Origin of the sequence: Rhodococcus yananensis, assembly GCF_020515525.1 — a bacterium.
Lineage (GTDB): Bacteria > Actinomycetota > Actinomycetes > Mycobacteriales > Mycobacteriaceae > Rhodococcus > Rhodococcus yananensis.
The window spans coordinates 50,986-69,745 of sequence record NZ_JAIYEP010000003.1 but is presented as its reverse complement, the minus strand read 5'-3'; the positions used below and the strand labels follow the sequence as shown (position 1 = coordinate 69,745).

The window sequence follows — 18,760 nt, the reverse complement described above, 5'->3', positions numbered from 1 at the left end:
ACGTTCTATGGTTCATTACATGAGTAATGAACCGATGAACCTGACGCGATCCGGCGGGTTCATCGTGGCGACCGACGGAGCGCAGCCCCTCTTCCGCCAGATCGCGGAACTCGTCGAGAACTCCATCCTCGACGGCACCTTCATCGAGGACGAGCAGGTTCCCTCGACGAACGAACTCGCTGCCTTCCACCGGATCAATCCCGCCACCGCGGCCAAGGGACTGAGTGCCCTCGTGGCCGACGGCATCCTCTACAAGAAGCGAGGAATCGGCATGTTCGTCACCCCCGGAGCCCGTGAGAAGGTCCGCGCGCAGCGACGCGCGAGCTTTGCGCAGCAGTACATCGCCCCGCTCGTCCGCGAGGCCGACAAGCTCGGCATGAGCGTCGACGAGCTCAAGGACCTCCTCGACACCTGGGATACTCCATGAAGCACACGACGTCGAACTCTCCCGCGACCCCCGACCGACCGACCCCCGGCTCACCGACACCCACCTCCGCACCACCGCCGGACCGCGACGACGTCGTCGTGCGCGCCCGGGCGGTCGGCAGACGGTTCGGCGACGTCGCGGCTCTGTCCGACGTGGATCTCACGCTCGGCGGCAATACGATCTACGGCCTGCTCGGACGCAACGGAGCCGGCAAGTCCACCCTCATGCAGCTGATCGCCGGTCACCTGCGCCCCACGTCCGGCCGCATCGAGGTCTTCGGCACCGACCCCTACGAGAACGACGCCGTCCAGCAACAACTGTGCTTCGTCGCCGACAGCCGGCGCTATCCCGACGACATGTGTGTCGGTCACGTGCTCGCCGCGGCCACCGCGCTGCTCCCGCTGTGGGATGCCGACTACGCGGACCGGCTGGTCGACGCGTTCGCGCTACCGCGCGGCCGCAAGGCCAAGAAGCTCTCGCGCGGCATGACATCCGCGCTCGGCATCGTCGTCGGGCTCGCATCCCGCGCACCCGTCACCGTCTTCGACGAGCCCTACCTCGGTCTCGACGCCGTGGCACGCGAGATGTTCTACGACGAGTTACTCGTCGACTACGCCGAGAATCCACGCACGATCGTGCTGTCCACCCACCTCGTCGACGAGGTCGCCGACCTCCTCGAACACGTGCTCGTGCTCGACCGCGGTCGACTCGTGCTCGACGAGGACACCGATGCGCTGCGCACGCGGGCTGCCGTGGCGCAGGGGCCCTCCGACGACGTCGCCCGGTTCGTCGGTGACAGCACCGTGCTGCATCGGGAACGGCTCGGCGGCACCGCCCGGGTCACCTTCCTGCGCGACGATCCGCACGTCGACGCCCGTCGTCCCGCCGACGTCGACGTCAGACCGGTGTCCCTCCAGGATCTGGTCGTGCATCTCCACCGCAACCCGGACGCCGTCCCGAACCCCGGCCCCGGGACCGTCACCGTCGACCAGGAGGCCTCGCTGTGACCACCGCACTCGCCCTGCCCGCCCCCGTCGACACCGGTTGGTCACGTGTCGCGTCGATCGCGCGGGTCCAGATCGTCTCGTGGCGCCTGCTGCTGGCGTGGCCGATCGCGATCCTCGCCGTGGCATTCACGATCCCGTGGGTGATCTTCGCCCTGGTCGATACCGGGCAGCAGTACAACGTCACCGGCAGTGTGCTGTCGGCGTACGGATTCGTCGTCGCGTTCTACATGGTGTCGATGACGCAGATGATGCCGTTCACGATCGGGCTCGGCAGCACCCGCCGCCAGTTCGTGGCCGCGGTCACGGCGATCGGTCTGGCCGAATCGTTCGTGTTCGCGGCCGCGTTCCAGACGCTGTCGGTCCTCGAAGCCGCCACCGGAGGGTGGGGTGTGGACATGCGCATGTTCGGCGTGCTCCGGTTCGTCACCGACAGCACCGTCCTGCAGTTCCTGTGCTACTTCGCGACGATGTCGTTCGTGGTCGCGCTCGCGATGCTCCTCGGTGCGATCCAGCACCGGTGGCCCACCACCGGGATCCTCGCCGCGGGAGCCGTCGTGATCGGCGTCGGCGGTCTCGCCGCGATCGTACTGACCTGGACCCAGTCCTGGTCGTCGCTGTGGTCGTGGTCGGCCGACTCGCCCCGCGCGGTCACCCTCGTGGCACTGCCGTTGTGCGTCGCCGCGGCCTGTCTGGCCGGCGCGTGGCAGGTCGTGCGGAACGACTCGCCCTGACCTGCACCTGCCGGCGTCCCGTACACCGTCAGGGCAGGGTGAGGATCTCGCTGCCCGTCTCGGTGACCACCAGCGTGTGCTCGAACTGAGCGGTCCACTTGCGGTCCTTGGTGACGACCGTCCATCCGTCGTCCCAGATCTCGTAGTCGGGGGTACCGAGGTTGATCATCGGCTCGATCGTGAACACCATGCCGGGTTCGATGATCGTGTCGATGTCGGGACGGTCGTAGTGCAGGATCACCAATCCGTTGTGGAAGGTCTCCCCGATGCCGTGCCCGGTGAAGTCGCGCACCACGCCGTACCCGAACCGGTCGGCGTACGACTCGATGACCCGGCCGATCACGTTGAGGGCACGACCCGGCTTGACCGCCTTGATGCCCCGCATCGTCGCCTCCCGGGTGCGTTCGACGAGGGTTCGTACCTCGTCGGACACGTCGCCGGCGAGAAAGGTGGCGTTGGTGTCGCCGTGCACACCGTGGATGTAGGCGGTCACATCGATGTTGACGATGTCACCGTCCTCGACGACGGTCGAGTCCGGGATTCCGTGGCAGATCACCTCGTTGAGCGAGGTGCAGCAGGACTTGGTGAATCCGCGGTAGCCGAGCGTCGACGGATACGCGCCGTGGTCGCACATGTACTCGTGCGCGATGCGGTCGATCTCGTCGGTGGTCACTCCGGGCGCGACAGCGGCGCCGGCCTCGGCGAGCGCCTGCGCCGCGATCTTCGATGCGATCCGCATCTTCTCGATCGTCTCGGGTGTCTGCACCCAGGGTTCGTTGCCCTCCTGCGCCGTCGGCTTCCACGCGTACTCGGGTCGTTCGATCGAGTTCGGCACGGTACGGATCGGCGTGGGAGTTCCGGGGACGAGCGGGGCACGGGTGGACATGACGTCCAGATTAGCGCCCGCACCCCACCCTCCCCGAGAGTCGGGGTCGCTCAGCGCGCTGCTCCCTGACGCAACAGGAACCGCTGCACCTTCCCGCTCGGTGTCTTCGGCAGATGCGGCACGAAGTGCACCGCACGCGGATAGGCGTGCGCAGCGAACTTCGTCTTCACCAGCTTCTGCAGCTCGGCTTCGATCGCGTCGTCGCCGTCCACACCCTCGCGGAGCACGACGAACGCCTCGAGAACCTCACCGCGCAGATCGTCGGGCATGCCGACGACAGCGGCCTCGACCACGTCCGGGTGCATCACCAGCACGGACTCGACATCGAACGGGCCGATTCGGTACCCGGCCATGATGATCACATCGTCGTCGCGCGACGAGAAGAAGAAGAACCCGTCCTCGTCGACCTTGCCCGCGTCACCGGTGAGATACCAGCGCCCGTCCGGGCTGAACCGCGCGGCGGTCTTCTCCGGTGCGTCGACGTATCCGGTGAACCACACCAGCGGACTCGCCTGCACGTCGATCGCGACGCGGCCGAGTTCGCCGGGCGCGGCGATCTCGTCGGAGTCGTCGCGCAGCACCGCGCACGTCCAACCCGGCAACGGCTTGCCCATGGACCGTTCGGGAACGTCTTCGCGGAGACCGTCGGCCCACGCGTCCACGACGAACATGCCGTGCTCGGTCTGCCCGTACTGGTCGCGTACGACGACCCCGAGCGTGTCCCTCGACCACGCCAGGACGTCGGGGGTGAGGGGTTCACCGGCCGACGAGGCACGCCGCAACCGGATCGGCGGGTGACCGGCGGTGTCGGCCCGCAACGCCCGATAGACCGTGGGAGCGGCAGCGAAGTTGGTGACACCGAACCGTTCGAGCACCTGCCAGGTCAGCGCCGGCGAGAATCCTGCGTGCAGCAGGATGCTGCGTCGTCCGGCCGCCATCGGGCCGAGCAGCGCGTAGTACAGCCCGTAGGCCCAACCCGGATCGGCGGCGTTCCAGAAGACGTCGTCGTCTCGTACGTCGAGTCCGAACTCCAGATACGCCTGGAAGGACGCCAACGCCTTCACCGGGACGGGAACCCCCTTGGGGGTGCCGGTGGTGCCCGAGGTGAACAGCTGGACGAGGCCACCGGCCCCGCCGACCGGAACCGCCGCCGCGCGCGGGTCGTCGGCCGCATGGGACGCGAGGAGTCCGGCGAAGTCCAACCCCACTCCCCCGCCGTCCCCGGCGACGACGATCTGCCACGGCGCGTCCTCGGGAATGTCCTCTCCCGGAGCGAGCTTCGCCACCTGGTCTCCGTCGGCGACCACGACCTTCGCGCCGCTCGACCGCAGCCGGAAGGCGATGGCGGGCGGCGCGAACGCGGTGAACAAGGGGACGTGTACGGCGCCGCGACGCCAGATCCCGAGCAGAGCCACGACGAGATCGGCGGACTTGCCCATGAGCGTCGCGACGTGGTCGCCCGGCTCGACACCGAGCTCGGCGAGCGCCGCCGCGAATCGCGCGGATCGTTCGGCCAGTTCCCCGTACGTCAGGTCGGTGGCGGTCAGATCGGCGTCGACCACGGTGAACGCGACCGCGTCGGCGGGATGGTCGTCGCACAGCAACCGCGCGGCCGAGGCATCCGGGGTGTCGAAGCGGTCCAGCAGTTCCTTCACTCGGGTCGCGGTGTCCGCCATGCGGTCCGTCCTCTCGTCGGTCGTCTGATCCCGGGGTCCCACTCGAGACCCGTCACCACATATGATCCGAGTCACAGTTGTGTTCCGATACCCCCGGAAAGGGGTGGCAGAAAGTGGCGCCCGGATCATCGTCCCTGCTCCGTCCCCGTGACAGCGACGCCCTGCGCAGCGAACTGCGGCGCGCGGCGGGTCACACGGGTGTACCCGTCGTGTTCGCCGGAGAGGTGCACGACGGCGCCCTGTACCTGAGCGAATTCCTCGGTACCCGCACCAACGGCCTCGCGGGTGTGGTCGTGCCACCGCGGGCCGGGCTCGGGGGACGTGCGCTCGACGAGTCACGACCGATCACGGTGCCCGACTATCGCAGCGCATCGTCGATCACCCACCATTTCGACCGCCCGGTGCTCGGGGAAGGGCTGCGCTCGATTCTCGCGGTCCCCGTCGTCGTCGGCGGGGCCGCCCGCGCCGTTCTCTACGGCGCGGTCCGCGAACGCCTCCCGTTCGGCGACCGGGTACTGAGCACGTTCGTGCAGGCCGCGGATCGTCTCGCGCGCGAACTCGCGGTCCGCGACGAGGTCGACCGGCGGATGGCGATGCTCGCACACACCGTCCCGGACGACCGGGATTCGGTGGCGGAGTCGGAGGTGCGGGAGGTGTACGCCGAGCTTCGCATCCTCGCCGACGACATCGACGATCCCGATCTGCAGCAGCGGCTGCGCGGTCTCGCGCGGCGACTCTCCGGCAACCCCGACGACGCGGACCGGGGTGGGCCGGTACCTGCGCTGTCACCGCGGGAGATCGATGTGCTCGCGCACGCGGCGCTCGGCTGCACGAACGTGGAGATCGCGCGCCGCCTGTCGGTGGGACCGGAGACGGTCAAGAGCTATCTGCGCAGCGCCATGAGCAAACTCGACGCGCACACCCGCCACGAGGCGGTCGTGGCGGCACGGAAGGTGGGCCTGCTGCCGTGAGCACCGCTCGCCGCCGCCCCGTACCTACTGCTCCGCGTACTCGGGCGGCAGCGCCGCGAACATGTCACGGGTGACGGCGACCGCGTTGTCCGAACTGCCTCCTCGTACGACGAGCGTCGCGAATGCGAGGTTCCCGCGGTACCCGACGAACCAGGCGTGCGACCCGCCCTCGACCTCGGCCTCGCCGGTCTTGCCGTAGACCTCTCCCTGATCACGGATCCTGTCCGCGGTGCCGCTGGTGATGACCAGACGCATCATCCCGCGGAGACCGTCGACCATCTCGGGTGTGATCGGCGTGCCGTCGCCGTCCACGACGGTGTCCCGGCCCTCGATGAGGTAGGGCACGGGCGTCCGCCCGTTCGCGACGGTCGCGGCGACCAGCGCCATCCCGAACGGCGACACGAGGACCTTCCCCTGCCCGAAGCCGTCCTCGGTACGTTCGACGAGATCGGCCGCGGGCGGCACCGATCCGGTGACCGCGGGCATCCCGGTGATGTCGTACCCGACACCCACACCGAACTGCGCGGCGGCGACGGTGAGGTCGTCGGCATCCATCTCGGAGGCGAGTTTCGCGAAGGTGGTGTTGCACGAGCGCGCGAAGGCGGTGGCCATGGGGACCGTGCCGAGCGCGAACTCGTTGTAGTTGGGCACGCTGCGCTCACCGATGGTGATCCGGCCCGGGCACGGGACGAGGGTGTCGGGGGTCGCGAGGCCGTTGGCGATGGCGGCACCCGACGTAATGATCTTGAAGGTGGATCCGGGCGGATACTGGCCCGTCAGCGCGACCGGCCCGTCCCGGTCGGCGGCCGCGTTCTGTGCGACCGCGAGCACGGCACCCGTGTCGGTCTCGATCACGACCATCATGGCCTGATCGGTACGGGCGTCCACAGCGGCCTGCGCGGCCACCTGGATCGGGCGATCGAGGCTGACGGAGAACGACGGCGCGGGTTGCGGGGGCGTCTCGGTGAGCACGCCGGTCTCACCGCCGTACTGGTTGACGAGTACGACACTCCAACCGGCAGTCCCGTCGACCTCGTCGATCACCGTCTTCTTGATCTGCCCGATCAGGTCGGGGGCGAACGTGCGGTCGGTCGCGACGAGATCGGCCTGCTCGGTCACGACGACCCCGGGTATTGCAGCCAGGGTCCCGGCAACCGTGTCGTAGTCTTCCTCCCGTAAGCGGACGATGTGCTCCGTTCCGGTCGACGCGGTGGCGGATTCGGCGATCGACTGGGCCGTGATCGACGCATCGAACCGGGCCAGTGCCGCAGCGAGCCCACGCGCTGCGCCGGACACGTCGGGGCTCCGCGCGGCGTCGAATCCGATGCCGTACACCGTTCCGGGCACGAGGACGTCGCTGCCGGCGTGTTCGTTGACACGCGCCCGCGGGGCCGGTGTGCTGCGCAGATACATCTTCTGGGTGTCGCCGAGTTGCGGGTGCAGCACGGACTTCGTCCACCGCACCACCCATCGGCTCCCGCTGCGCCCCATATGGAGCTCACCGGTGTACTGCCAGACCCGGTCCTTCGGCAGGTGCCACGTGTACTCGTACGCGACGGTCGCCGCATCATCCGACATCCGCACTCCGGCGGTGGCGGCGTCGAGCGACTCGGCCTGCAGGGTGTCCCACACCTCCGCAATGGCGACCTCGGCGTCCTCCGGGCGATCGGTGTGCGCCGCGGCCGCGACGATGTCGCGTACGGCGAGGTCGTCGAGGAACGCCGCAGCCGACGCCTCCGGGCCCGTGGGCTGCGAAGCGCATGCCGCGGTCATCCCTACCACCGCAGCGACAGCCGCGACGAGGGCGATGATTCTGGGTGCGACCGGACGCACCACGGTCGGTCGAGCGTTCATCGCCCGTCATCGTATGTGCGGGATGCCCGGGATCCGGGGATTCGGACGCGTCGGGGAGCCCGCGCTCAGTCCAGGAGCACCGTCGAGAAGGTCGCGACCTGACGGAATCCGACGCGCGCATAGGCCGCGCGCGCCCGGACGTTGAAACTGTTGACGTACAGGCTGGGCAGGCGCCCGCCCGCGGCGACGGCCACCGCCACGGCGGCCGTACCCGCGGTGCCGAGTCCGCCTCCGCGTCGTGCCGGATCCACCCACACCCCCTGGATCTGGCCGACCGACGAGGACAGTGAACCCACCTCCGCCTTGAAGACCACCGATCCGTTCTCGAACCGGGCCCAGGCGCGGCCCGCCGCGATGAGACCGGCGACGCGACGCCGGTAGCCGGCCCCGCCGTCACCCGAGCGCGGGTCGATACCCACCTCCTCGATGAACATCGCGACGGCGGCGGGCAGGTAGGCGTCGAGTTCGTCGGGCCGGACCCGCCGCACCGCGGGATCGGACGCGACGAGAGGATCCCGGTCGAGAACCATCAGCGGCTGCTCGGCCCGGACCTCGCGGGCCGGGCCCCAGCCCGGTTCGAGCAATTCCCACATGGGCAGCGTGTGCTCGGCACGGCCGACGAGCGATGAGCAGAGCCGCGGGCCACGGGCCGCCCGATCGGCGAACGCTCGGATGTCGTCGGGTTCGCCGAGCAGTGGAATGAGGTTGGCACCGGAGAAGCACAGCGACTGTTCGGGGCCTCCGCGGCTCCACATCTCGCCACCGAACAACCGGTGGTCGAGGCCGTACTCCTCGACCCGGCCCGCCACCATGCACGTCGCCACCGGATCACGGGCGAGCACCCGTTTCACGGCGGCGCTGTCCCGGCCTCCCAACGACCGGACCCCCAGAAGCTTGAGCACTCGCTCACCACCCGTCGACAAGCCGATACGTGATCAGGGTGCCACGCGTCACGCCCGCATGGAAATCGGTGTTCCGATCCGCCCACCGCCCGACACCTCACGTGCACCACACGTCCCGTGCGCCGCGGTGGCCACCGGGGTTGCGCTCAGCCGACGGTGATGGTGGGGGATCCTGCCGCGTCGTCGCCCATCTCCTCGGCGATGCGCATCGCCTCCTCGATCAGGGTCTCGACGATCTGCGCCTCGGGGACCGTCTTGATGACCTCCCCCTTGACGAAGATCTGTCCCTTGCCGTTGCCGGAAGCCACACCCAGGTCCGCCTCGCGTGCCTCACCCGGGCCGTTGACGACGCAGCCCATCACCGCGACACGCAACGGCACGTCCATGCCCTCGAGTCCGGCGGTGACCTCGTCGGCCAGTGTGTACACATCGACCTGGGCGCGTCCGCAGGACGGGCACGAGACGATCTCGAGCTTGCGGGGACGCAGATTCAGCGACTGCAGGATCTGGGTTCCGACCTTGATCTCCTCGGCGGGCGGCGCCGACAGGGACACCCGGATCGTGTCGCCGATGCCCTCGGAGAGCAGAGCACCGAAGGCGACGGCCGATTTGATCGTGCCCTGGAACGCGGGCCCGGCTTCGGTGACACCGAGGTGCAGCGGGTAGTCGCACTGCGCGGCGAGTTGCCGGTACGCCTCGACCATGACGACGGGGTCGTTGTGCTTGACGGAGATCTTGATGTCGCCGAAGCCGTGCTCCTCGAAGAGGCTCGCCTCCCACAGTGCGGATTCGACGAGTGCCTCGGGGGTGGCCTTGCCGTACTTCTTCATCAGGCGCGGATCGAGGGAGCCTGCGTTGACACCGATCCTGATGGGAATCCCTGCGTCGCCGGCAGCCTTCGCAACCTCCTTGACGCGCCCGTCGAACTCCTTGATGTTGCCCGGATTCACGCGCACGGCCGCACAACCCGCGTCGATCGCGGCGAAGATGTAGCGCGGCTGGAAATGGATGTCGGCGATGACCGGGATCTGGCTCTTCTTCGCGATGGTGGCGAGCGCGTCGGCGTCCTCCTGTCGGGGGCAGGCGACACGCACGATGTCGCAGCCGGAGGCCGTGAGCTCGGCGATCTGCTGGAGGGTCGCGTTCACGTCGTGGGTCTTGGTCGTGCACATCGACTGCACCGACACGGGATGGTCGCTGCCGACCCCGACACCACCGACCATCAGCTGTCGGGTCTTGCGTCGCGGCGCGAGGACCGCGGGAATCTCGGGCATGCCCAGTCCGACGGGGCTTGTCACAGTTCGCCTTCTTTCGTAGCTACCGGCCGATTCTACCGGTGCAGCTCAGAACAGCTTGATGGGGTTGACGATGTCCGCTGTGAGAGTCAGCACCATGAATGCGCCACCGATGACGACCGCGACGTACGTCAGCGGCAGAAGCTTCATGTAGTCGACGGGAGCCCCGACGGGCTTGCCTCGCAGGTTCCGGAACCAGTTGCGGATCCGCTCGTAGATCGCCACGGCCATGTGTCCACCGTCCAGCGGCAGCAGCGGCACCAGGTTGAACGCGCCGAGGAAGAAGTTCAGTTGCGCGAGCAGCAACACGAACGACTGCCAGATGCCGCGCTCGGCGAACTGCCCACCGATCACGCTGGCGCCCACGACGCTGACCGGGGTGTCGATCGACCGTTCGCCGCCCGTCACCGCCGTCCACAGATCGGAGACCTTGCCCGGCAGCGACACCAACGCCTCGGCGGTGCGTGCCGCGAGATATCCGGTGAATCCGAAGGTGGCGGGAACCGCTTCGAGCGGGCCGTACTCGAGGACGGGCGGTTCGGCACCGACGCCGATCGCGCCGACCGTCCGCGAGACCGGCTCGGCATCGGCGACGTCGCTCTCGTACACCCAGCGCTGCACCTGCTGGACCGCGACGGGCACGGTGAGGGTCTCGTCGCCGCGTTCGACCGTGAAGTCCGCGGGGCCGGTGAGCGCCCGGGTGCTGCGCACGAGGTCCTCGAAGGTCTCGACCGGGGTGCCGCCCACAGCGACGACGACATCTCCGACCTGCAGGCCGGCGTCCTGCGCCGGTCCCGTGCCCTGGCACTCGGACGGCGCGTAGCCGCCCTCCTCCCCCGCCTGCGTCGGTGCCGCACAGTCGAGAGACCCGATGACCGCGCGGTCGTCGGTGTTGGGCAACCCGGACGTCACGGCGAGCCCGAAGATCAACGCGATGCCGAGCACGAAGTTCATGGCGATGCCACCGGACATCACGACGAGCCGTTTCCACGTCTTCTGCTTGTACATCGCCCGGTCGACCTCGTCGGGGGCGAGCTCGTCGAGTGCGGTCATTCCCGCGATGTCACAGAAACCACCGGCGGGGATCGCCTTGAGCCCGTACTCGGTCTCGCCGCGGCGGAACGCGAAGACCTTCGGGCCGAACCCGATGTAGTAGCGCCGGACCTTCATGCCGAGCTTCTGTGCGGTCCACATGTGGCCCGCCTCGTGCAGGGCGATGGACACGGCGATGCCGAGGGCGAACAACACGACGCCCAGAACGAACAGCATGTGCGGCCGATCCTCCTACTTCACGAGTGCGCGAGCCCGGTCGCGGGCCCAGCCGTCGGCGGCGAGCACGTCGTCGACGGTGGCGGGTTCGGCCGACCACTCGTCGGCCTCGCTCAGCACCGCTTCGACGGTACCGACGATCCGCGGGAACGTCACCTCACCGGCGAGGAAGGCCTCGGCTGCGATCTCGTTCGCGGCGTTGTACACCGCGGTGAGGCAGCCGCCACCGACTCCGGCGGCGCGCGCCAGGGCGATCGCGGGGAACACCTCGTCGTCGACGGGTTCGAACTCCCAGGTCGACGCCGTCGTGAAGTCGAGTGCCGGGGCGGCGTCCGGCACTCGATCCGGCCAGCCGAGCGCCAGCGCGATGGGCAACTTCATGGACGGTGGGGACGCCTGGGCCAGGGTCGATCCGTCGACGAACGTCACCATCGAGTGCACGATCGACTGCGGATGCACGGTCACGTCGATCCGGTCGTAGTCGATCCCGAACAGCAGATGCGTCTCGATCAGCTCGAGCCCCTTGTTCACCAGCGACGCCGAGTTGAGGGTGTTCATCGGGCCCATCGACCACGTCGGATGCGCGCCGGCCTGCTCCGGCGTGACCGCCTCGAGTTCCGCAGCGCTCCACCCCCGGAACGGCCCGCCCGATGCGGTCAGGACGAGCCGGGCGACCTCGTCCGCGGTTCCGCCGCGCAGGCATTGTGCGAGCGCGGAATGTTCCGAGTCGACGGGCACGATCCGGCCGGGCGCGGCAGCACCGAGAACGAGGGACCCTCCGGCGACCAACGACTCCTTGTTGGCGAGCGCGAGCCGTGCACCGGACTCGAGCGCCGCGAGGGTCGGGCCCAGCCCCAGGGCACCGACGAGTGCATTGAGCACCACGTCGGCGTCGGTGTCACGCACCAGGTCGGTGACGGCATGCGGGCCGCTACGCGCGGGCACGTCGAGCCTCGCCGCCGCAGCGGGATCGGCGACCGCGACGTCGGTGACACCGGTGGCGTGGATCTGTTCGCGCAGCAGATCGATGTTGCCGCCGCCGGCAGCCAGACCGACGACCTCGAATCGGTCGGGGTTCGCCGCGATCACCTCGAGCGCCTGGGTTCCGATGGACCCGGTGCTGCCGAGGAGCAGGACTCGTGTGCGTGGGGAGGATGCTGTGTCGGCCACGTGCTCATTGTTCCCGATGCCGGAGTGTGCGGCCGCACCGGTCGCGGTGGGTCGGCGCGGCGCACCGAACGGTGCCCCCACTTCGTACGACGCCCGGTCGTATGTCACGATTGTCGGCAACGAGACCGACTTGGCGAGCAGGAGGAAACCGTGGCCGGGACCGAGTTGCAGACCACTCACGAGTACACGGACGAGGTTCCGTCGGCTGAGTGGGGATGGAGCGGAGAAGCTCCGAAGCTGTTCCGCACCCTGGGCTGGATCGTCGCGGCGTTCCTGCTGCTGATGATGATCGGCAATCACACCGGGCACGTCGAGGACCTGTACCTGATCGGCTTCGCGGCCGCGATCGTGTTCATCCTCGTCCGCGACATCGTCCGGCGCCGCAAGCCGCGGTAACCACGAGCGAAGACCGGCGACACCCGGGACGCCCACGAGGCGCCCGGGTGTCGTCGTCTGCGCGGGCGCAGGGCGCGCACCGGCCTCACCACGAAGAATGCGAACGCGCCCCTCCTCGGCCGGTCACCCCTCGGCGGCGAGCTGCCCGCACGCGGCCGCGATCTCCTGACCGCGGGTGTCACGCACCGTGCACGGCACACCCTGCGCCTGAACTCTCCGCACGAACTCGCGTTCGACGGGTTTCGGGCTGGCATCCCATTTGCTGCCCGGGGTGGGGTTGAGCGGGATGAGGTTGACGTGCACGAGCGGACCGAGTGCCTTGCGCAGCTTCTTGCCGAGCATGTCGGCACGCCACGGCTGGTCGTTCACGTCGCGGATCAGCGCGTATTCGATCGAGACCCGCCGTCCGGTCTTGTCGGCGTAGTACCGGGCGGCGTCGAGTACCTCCGCCACCGACCATCGGTTGTTGACCGGCACCAGTGTGTCGCGCAGCTCGTCGTCCGGGGTGTGCAGCGACACGGCGAGGGTCACGTGCAGGTCTTCGTCGGCGAGGCGGCGGATCGCGGGGGCGAGACCGACCGTGGACACCGTCACCGACCGCTGTGAGAGACCCAGCCCCTCGGGGGCGGGTGACGTGATGCGACGCACCGCCGCCACGACCCGCTTGTAGTTGGCCAGGGGCTCGCCCATGCCCATGAACACGATGTTCGACAGCCGGCCCGGTCCGCCGGGGACCTCGCCGTCACGCAGGTCCGCGGCAGCCGCGCGAACCTGGTCGACGATCTCGGCGGTGCTCAGGTTGCGGTCGAGACCACCTTGGCCCGTCGCGCAGAACGGGCACGCCATCCCGCACCCGGCCTGGCTGGAGATGCACAGGGTCGCACGGTCGGGGTAGCGCATCAATACGCTCTCGAGCAGCGTCCCGTCGCCCGCGCGCCACAGCGTCTTGCGGGTCTGTCCGCCGTCGCATTCGATGTGTCGCACCGCGGTGAGCAGCGGCGGGAACAACGCGTCCCCCACCTGTCGTCGCAGCGATGCCGGCAGATCGGTCATCTTCTCGGGGTCGGCTTCGAGCCTGCCGTAGTACTGGCGCGCGAGCTGATCGGCCCGGAACGCGGGCAGTCCCAGGTCCCGCACCGCGTCGCGTCGCTGATCGGCGTCGAGATCGGCGAGGTGCCGCGGCGGCATCCCGCGCTTGGGCGCATCGAACACGAGGGGAAGGGTGGCAGACATAATGATCCATTGTCCCATGATTTCGGAGGTTCAGGGCACCCGCGCGGTGTGATACTCACCCACTGCACTCGTCGGGGGGAGGACGATGGGGGCCATGGCCACCGGAATCGACCCCGTGTACGCACGCTCCTGGCTGCTGGTTCCGGGCGCGGACCGCGACCGGTTCGGCGCGGCGGCGTCCTCCGCCGCCGACGCCGTCGTCCTCGACCTCGAGGACGCCGTCCCGCCCGACGACAAATCCTCGGCACGCGCAGCCGTCATCGACTGGTTGCGTGCCGGGAACACCGCGTGGGTGCGCATCAACGACGCCACCACCCCGCACTGGTGCGACGACGTGGACGCACTCGCGGGGGTGCCCGGCCTCGCGGGAGTCATGCTGGCGAAGACGGAGAGCGGGCAGCAGGTCGAAGCCACCCACGAGGCGCTGGCCGCGACGCTGCCCGTGCTGGTGCTCATCGAGTCCGCCGCGGGCCTCGAGGCCGTACCCGAGATCGCGCGGGCGGAGGGCACGTTCCGGCTGGCGTTCGGCAGCGGCGACTTCCGGCGCGACACGGGGATGAGCGACTCCCCGCTCGCGCTGGCCTATCCGCGGTCGCGACTGGTGATCACGAGCCGCGCGGCGCGCCTGCCCGGGCCGATCGACGGCCCCTCCCTGACCGACGACCCGCAGATCCTCGAGCGGGAAGCCCACCTGACCCGTGAAATGGGGATGACCGGGAAACTCTGTACGACACCCGACCGAGCCCCGTACGCCAACGCGGCACTCAGTCCCGACTCCGACGACATCGCCTGGGCACGGACGATCATCGCGCGTGTCGGGGAGGACGGAAGCGGCGTGCGTGACGGGAGTGACCTGCCGAGACTCGCAAAGGCGAAGAAGATCACCCGGCTGTCCCGGATCTTCGGCCGCTGACTGCCCGCCGGGTGCGATCCGGGACCACCAGTCCGGCGGCTCGACGGCGGATGTGCAGCCGATAACGCACGGTCAAAGCGGTTCCCGGGGTCTCGCGCCACGCCCGCGCGGCGATCTCGGGCCCGAACTCGATCCGCAGGACCTGTCCGAGTGCGTCGCGGTCCGGGAACGACCACTCGGTGTCGATACGGCGCAGGTCGAAGCCCTGGGTCTCGAAGAAGGCCTCCACCACGTCCGGCCGATAGTGCGGCAGATCGGCGCGCATCCACTTGCCGTACGGGTGGGCAGTGGCGTCGAGATCCACGACGGCCAGTGCACCACCGGGTCGCAACACCCGCATCGCCTCGGTGATCCCGGCACCGCATCCGGGCCCGAAGAAGTACGCGGTTCGGGCGTGCACGAGGTCGACCGACGAATCCGGGAGGGGAAGTGCGGCGGCAGACCCGTCGACGACGGTCACGGATCCGACGCCGGCTACCCGGCGGCGCGCGGCCGCCCGCAACGGCGGGTGCGGTTCGACACCGACGACGGACCGGGCGTCCGCCGCGAACATCGGCAGGTGGAATCCGGTGCCGCAGCCGACGTCGACGACGTCGCGACCGGCCCAGTCGACGGCCTCCCGCAGCGCCGCGTACACGGCGCCGCGGGTGTCCTGGGCCCGGTTCTCCACCTCGTACACGGCGGGCCAGTGCCAGATGTTGGGGCTCGCGATGACACCCCGGTCGTCTCCCCGTCGTGAGCCCACCGTGTGCCTACACGAACACGGTGAGGATCAGCCAGGTCACGAACGCGGAAGGCAGGATCGAATCGAGCCGGTCCATGATGCCGCCGTGTCCCGGCAGCAGCGTGCCCATGTCCTTGATCTTCAGATCTCGCTTGACCTGCGACTCGATGAGGTCGCCCGACGTCGCGGTGAGCACGAGGACCGCTCCGAGCACCACACCGACCCACCAGGGCCCGTCGAGCATCAGTGTGACGGTGAGGACACCGGCCACCACACACGCGACGAGAGAACCGCCGAAGCCCTCCCAGGACTTCTTCGGGCTGATCGCCGGGACCATCGGGTGCCGACCGAACAACACACCGGCGGTGTAGCCGCCGATGTCGGACGCCACACACACGATCATGAGGCAGAACACGCGCTGCGCGCCCTGCTCGTCGAGCACCATGAGGGTGGCGAACGACGCGAGCAGCGGCAACCATGCGACGGTGAACACCGACACCGCGGTGTCGCGCAGGTAGTTGTGTGGCTGCGCGGCGAGTCCGTGGTCGAACAGCCGCCAGAGCATCGTCACCACCACGGTGCCGGCGAACCCGGCGAGAACCCCGGTGGTTCCGTACGGCCAACCGAGCCAGATCGTCGCCTGCCCACCCAGCAGCAGTGGGACACGGGGAACGAGCACGTCGGCTTCGCGCAGCCTCTTGGTGACCTCCCACGTCGCGATGGCGATGGCGCCACCGACCACGGCGAACCACGCCGTCGGCGCGAACAGCAGGATCACGATGACGAGCGCACCGAGACCCACGCCGACACCGATCGCGGCGGGTAGGTTCCGGCCGGCGCGGGACGCCGGCGCGGACGCCTTCTCCGGTTGCGGGACTGCAGGGGTGATGCCGGAGTCCGCTCCGGCATCGAGTGGAAGCTGCGGATCGGACGATCCGTCGGCTCGACCCACCGTCAGACCTCCATCAACTCGGCTTCCTTGTTCTTGACCAGTTCGTCGATCAGCGCGACGTACTTGGCGGTGGTCTTGTCGAGTTCCTTCTCCGCGCGCACCACCTCGTCCTCACCGGCCTCACCGTCCTTCTGGATGCGGTTCAGCTCCTCCATCGCCTTGCGGCGCACGTTGCGGATCGCGACCTTCGCGTCCTCACCCTTGCCCTTCGACTGCTTGACGAGTTCGCGGCGGCGTTCCTCGGTGAGCTGCGGGACGGAGATGCGGATGATGTTGCCGTCGTTGGTCGGGTTGACCCCGAGATCGGAGTTGCGGATCGCGGTCTCGATGGCGCCGAGCTGCGAGGCCTCGTACGGTTTGACGATGACCATGCGTGCCTCGGGCACGTTGATACTCGCGATCTGCGTCACCGGGGTGGGCGAACCGTAGTAGTCGACGACGATCCGGTTGAACATGCCGGGGTTGGCCCGGCCCGTCCGGATACCGCCGAGATCGTCCTTGGCCACGGTGACGGCCTTGTCCATCTTCTCCTCGGCTTCGAAGAGAGCTTCATCGATCACGGCAGTTCCTCCATGTTCCGTTGTCCAATCATGACCGTACGAGCGTTCCGATCTTCTCACCGGCGACGGCACGAGCGATATTGCCCTTGGTCAGCAGATTGAAGACCATGATCGGCATGGCGTTGTCCATGCACAGGCTGAAGGCGGTCGCGTCGGCGACCTTGAGGTCCTTCTCGATGACCTCGCGGTGTGTGATCTCCTCGAACAGTTCCGCGTCCGGAACCGTGCGCGGATCCGCGGAGTACACACCGTCGACGGCCTTGGCCATCAGCACGACGTCGGCACCGATCTCGAGCGCGCGCTGCGCGGCGGTGGTGTCGGTGGAGAAGTAGGGCATGCCCATCCCGGCGCCGAAGATCACGACGCGCCCCTTCTCGAGGTGACGGCGTGCCCGCAACGGCAGGTACGGTTCGGCGACCTGCCCCATCGTGATGGCGGTCTGCACGCGGGTGTCGATGCCCTGCTTCTCCAGGAAGTCCTGGAGCGCGAGGGAGTTCATGACGGTGCCGAGCATGCCCATGTAGTCCGAACGCGCGCGCTCCAATCCGCGCTGCTGCAGTTCGGCGCCGCGGAAGAAGTTGCCGCCGCCGATCACCACGGCGACCTCGACACCGCTGCGCACCACCTCGGCGATCTGTTCCGCAACCATCGTCACCACATCGGGGTCGAGCCCGACCTTGCCACCGCCGAACATCTCGCCGCCGAGTTTGAGAAGCACCCGGCGGAAACCGGGCCGTTCGTGGGCATCGTCGGACATGACTCTCCTCTGGTTGCGCATGGATCGGCTCCTTCATCCTGCCTCATCGACCCGGCGGAGCCGAGACCGGGCGCGAGGCGACACGCCATCGTTGCCGACGGCGCCCGACACGGCTCGACCCCGCCGGTACAGGTCCGGCGGGGTCGAGCGAACACGGGTCTAGCCGGTGGCGCCGACCTCGAACCGCACGAAGCGGGTGACGGTGGCTCCGGCCTCGTCGAGAAGCGCCTTGACGGTCTTCTTCGAGTCGGTCACGGACGGCTGCTCGAGGAGCACGACATCCTTGAAGTAGCCGTTGACGCGGCCTTCGACGATCTTCGGCAGGGCCTGCTCGGGCTTGCCCTCGGCCTTGGCGGTCTCCTCGGCGATGCGACGCTCGTTGGCGACGATCTCCTCGGGGACCTCGTCCCGGCTCGTGTACTTCGCCTTGAGCGCGGCGACCTGCATGGCGGCGCTGCGGGCAGCCTCGGCGGCGGCGTCGCCGTCACCGGTGTACTCGACGAGCACACCCACGGCCGGCGGCAGGTCGGAGGCACGCTTGTGCAGGTAGACCGCGACGTTGCCGTCGAGAGCGGCGACCCGGCGCAGCTCGAGCTTCTCACCGATCTTGGCGGAGAGCTCCTGGATGAGGGTCGCCACGGTCTTGCCGTCGATCTCGAGCGCGAGCAGCGCGTCGACGTCGGCGGGGCGCGCCTCGGCGGCAGCGGAGACGATCGTGTCGGCGAGCGCCTGGAACTCGGCATTCTTCGCGACGAAGTCGGTCTCCGAGTTCAGCTCGACGAGGACGCCGTCCTTCGCGACGACCAGACCCTCGGCGGTGGAGCGCTCGGCGCGCTTGCCGACGTCCTTGGCGCCCTTGATACGCAGCTGCTCGACGGCCTTGTCGAAGTCGCCGTCGTTGTCGGCGAGAGCGTTCTTGCAGTCCAGCATTCCGGAGCCGGTGAGCTCACGGAGACGCTTGACGTCGGCGGCGGTGTAGTTCGCCATGAGAAGCGAGCCTCCTGTGTCTGTGATGGGAAAGTCTCGGGGTGGGCGTC

General features: G+C 68.9%; 19 protein-coding genes. 6 read left to right on the top strand and 13 right to left on the bottom strand.

From position 1 onward, the window contains the following. Positions 1-19: 19 nt before the first annotated feature. From LDQ05_RS01120 to LDQ05_RS01110, 3 genes are read left to right on the top strand one after another with little or no spacing between them, the layout of a single operon-like run. Positions 20-427, top strand: coding sequence for a GntR family transcriptional regulator (locus LDQ05_RS01120; protein ID WP_372461002.1), 408 nt, complete (start codon positions 20-22; stop codon positions 425-427). Continuing rightward, positions 424-1,434, top strand: a complete 1,011-nt coding sequence (locus tag LDQ05_RS01115; RefSeq protein WP_226435048.1) for an ABC transporter ATP-binding protein — start codon at positions 424-426, stop codon at positions 1,432-1,434. The genes LDQ05_RS01120 and LDQ05_RS01115 overlap by 4 nt, the downstream gene beginning before the upstream one ends. Beyond that, positions 1,431-2,165: a hypothetical protein gene (locus tag LDQ05_RS01110; protein WP_226435047.1), complete on the top strand. Its 735-nt coding sequence runs from the start codon at positions 1,431-1,433 to the stop codon at positions 2,163-2,165. Before LDQ05_RS01115 ends, LDQ05_RS01110 begins: the two co-directional genes overlap by 4 nt. 28 nt (positions 2,166-2,193) lie before the next feature. Here the strand turns inward: LDQ05_RS01110 and map are convergent, their stop codons facing one another. Then, a complete protein-coding gene (gene map, locus LDQ05_RS01105; protein WP_226435046.1) occupies positions 2,194-3,051 on the bottom strand; it encodes a type I methionyl aminopeptidase in 858 nt (285 codons plus the stop codon). 50 nt (positions 3,052-3,101) lie between these two features. Beyond that, complete coding sequence (locus LDQ05_RS01100) at positions 3,102-4,727, bottom strand: AMP-binding protein (protein WP_226435045.1); 1,626 nt, start codon at positions 4,725-4,727, stop codon at positions 3,102-3,104. Between the two features lie 113 nt (positions 4,728-4,840). Here LDQ05_RS01100 and LDQ05_RS01095 point away from each other — a divergent pair, with 113 nt between their 5' ends. Beyond that, positions 4,841-5,698 carry a helix-turn-helix transcriptional regulator gene (locus LDQ05_RS01095; RefSeq protein ID WP_226435044.1) on the top strand — a complete coding sequence of 286 codons (858 nt, stop codon included), beginning with the start codon at positions 4,841-4,843 and terminating at the stop codon, positions 5,696-5,698. Positions 5,699-5,722: 24 nt separating this feature from the next. Here the strand turns inward: LDQ05_RS01095 and LDQ05_RS01090 are convergent, their stop codons facing one another. From LDQ05_RS01090 to dxr, 5 genes are all read right to left on the bottom strand, one after another. Continuing rightward, complete coding sequence (locus tag LDQ05_RS01090) at positions 5,723-7,552, bottom strand: penicillin-binding transpeptidase domain-containing protein (RefSeq protein WP_372461001.1); 1,830 nt, start codon at positions 7,550-7,552, stop codon at positions 5,723-5,725. Positions 7,553-7,617: 65 nt separating this feature from the next. Further along, entirely contained in the window at positions 7,618-8,454 is an 837-nt protein-coding gene (locus LDQ05_RS01085) for a GNAT family N-acetyltransferase (protein ID WP_226435043.1), read from the bottom strand. Positions 8,455-8,600: 146 nt separating this feature from the next. Beyond that, a complete protein-coding gene (ispG, locus tag LDQ05_RS01080; protein WP_226435042.1) occupies positions 8,601-9,752 on the bottom strand; it encodes a flavodoxin-dependent (E)-4-hydroxy-3-methylbut-2-enyl-diphosphate synthase in 1,152 nt (383 codons plus the stop codon). A 45-nt stretch (positions 9,753-9,797) separates the two neighbouring features. Further along, a complete protein-coding gene (locus LDQ05_RS01075; RefSeq protein ID WP_226435041.1) occupies positions 9,798-11,018 on the bottom strand; it encodes a M50 family metallopeptidase in 1,221 nt (406 codons plus the stop codon). A gap of 15 nt (positions 11,019-11,033) precedes the next feature. Then, a complete protein-coding gene (gene dxr, locus LDQ05_RS01070; protein ID WP_226435040.1) occupies positions 11,034-12,188 on the bottom strand; it encodes a 1-deoxy-D-xylulose-5-phosphate reductoisomerase in 1,155 nt (384 codons plus the stop codon). A 150-nt stretch (positions 12,189-12,338) separates the two neighbouring features. On the opposite strand from dxr, the gene LDQ05_RS01065 reads away from it, so the two are divergent. Then, entirely contained in the window at positions 12,339-12,584 is a 246-nt protein-coding gene (locus LDQ05_RS01065) for a DUF2631 domain-containing protein (protein ID WP_226435039.1), read from the top strand. A gap of 123 nt (positions 12,585-12,707) precedes the next feature. Here LDQ05_RS01065 and rlmN read toward each other — a convergent pair whose 3' ends face one another. Beyond that, a complete protein-coding gene (rlmN, locus tag LDQ05_RS01060) occupies positions 12,708-13,817 on the bottom strand; it encodes a dual-specificity RNA methyltransferase RlmN (RefSeq protein WP_226435038.1) in 1,110 nt (369 codons plus the stop codon). A gap of 94 nt (positions 13,818-13,911) precedes the next feature. On the opposite strand from rlmN, the gene LDQ05_RS01055 reads away from it, so the two are divergent. After that, the gene (locus LDQ05_RS01055) at positions 13,912-14,730 is read left to right on the top strand and encodes an HpcH/HpaI aldolase/citrate lyase family protein (protein WP_372461000.1); all 819 of its coding nucleotides are present in this window, start codon (positions 13,912-13,914) and stop codon (positions 14,728-14,730) included. Here LDQ05_RS01055 and LDQ05_RS01050 read toward each other — a convergent pair. The 5 genes from LDQ05_RS01050 to tsf form a co-directional block, all read right to left on the bottom strand. After that, complete coding sequence (locus LDQ05_RS01050; protein ID WP_226435036.1) at positions 14,699-15,475, bottom strand: class I SAM-dependent methyltransferase; 777 nt, start codon at positions 15,473-15,475, stop codon at positions 14,699-14,701. The two genes, LDQ05_RS01055 and LDQ05_RS01050, sit on opposite strands and share 32 nt — an antisense overlap. 7 nt (positions 15,476-15,482) lie before the next feature. Beyond that, positions 15,483-16,406 (bottom strand): phosphatidate cytidylyltransferase, encoded by a 924-nt coding sequence (locus LDQ05_RS01045; RefSeq protein ID WP_226435035.1) that lies wholly within the window; start codon positions 16,404-16,406, stop codon positions 15,483-15,485. A 2-nt stretch (positions 16,407-16,408) separates the two neighbouring features. Further along, the gene (frr, locus tag LDQ05_RS01040; protein ID WP_226435034.1) at positions 16,409-16,966 is read right to left on the bottom strand and encodes a ribosome recycling factor; all 558 of its coding nucleotides are present in this window, start codon (positions 16,964-16,966) and stop codon (positions 16,409-16,411) included. Positions 16,967-16,994: 28 nt separating this feature from the next. Continuing rightward, positions 16,995-17,723 (bottom strand): UMP kinase, encoded by a 729-nt coding sequence (gene pyrH, locus LDQ05_RS01035; RefSeq protein WP_226435033.1) that lies wholly within the window; start codon positions 17,721-17,723, stop codon positions 16,995-16,997. A gap of 159 nt (positions 17,724-17,882) precedes the next feature. Next, entirely contained in the window at positions 17,883-18,710 is an 828-nt protein-coding gene (gene tsf / locus LDQ05_RS01030; RefSeq protein WP_226435032.1) for a translation elongation factor Ts, read from the bottom strand. Positions 18,711-18,760: the final 50 nt, after the last annotated feature.

Bases quoted from the DNA above. Each gene is read 5' to 3' on its own strand.
- LDQ05_RS01090 (WP_372461001.1), bottom strand. From the start codon at position 7,552: ATGAACGCTCGACCGACCGTGGTGCGTCCGGTCGCACCCAGAATCATC.
- LDQ05_RS01115 (WP_226435048.1), top strand. From the start codon at position 424: ATGAAGCACACGACGTCGAACTCTCCCGCGACCCCCGACCGACCGACC.
- LDQ05_RS01075 (WP_226435041.1), bottom strand. From the start codon at position 11,018: ATGCTGTTCGTTCTGGGCGTCGTGTTGTTCGCCCTCGGCATCGCCGTG.
- LDQ05_RS01055 (WP_372461000.1), top strand. From the start codon at position 13,912: ATGGCCACCGGAATCGACCCCGTGTACGCACGCTCCTGGCTGCTGGTT.
- pyrH (WP_226435033.1), bottom strand. From the start codon at position 17,723: ATGTCCGACGATGCCCACGAACGGCCCGGTTTCCGCCGGGTGCTTCTC.
- LDQ05_RS01100 (WP_226435045.1), bottom strand. From the start codon at position 4,727: ATGGCGGACACCGCGACCCGAGTGAAGGAACTGCTGGACCGCTTCGAC.
- map (WP_226435046.1), bottom strand. From the start codon at position 3,051: ATGTCCACCCGTGCCCCGCTCGTCCCCGGAACTCCCACGCCGATCCGT.
- tsf (WP_226435032.1), bottom strand. From the start codon at position 18,710: ATGGCGAACTACACCGCCGCCGACGTCAAGCGTCTCCGTGAGCTCACC.
- LDQ05_RS01120 (WP_372461002.1), top strand. From the start codon at position 20: ATGAGTAATGAACCGATGAACCTGACGCGATCCGGCGGGTTCATCGTG.
- rlmN (WP_226435038.1), bottom strand. From the start codon at position 13,817: ATGTCTGCCACCCTTCCCCTCGTGTTCGATGCGCCCAAGCGCGGGATG.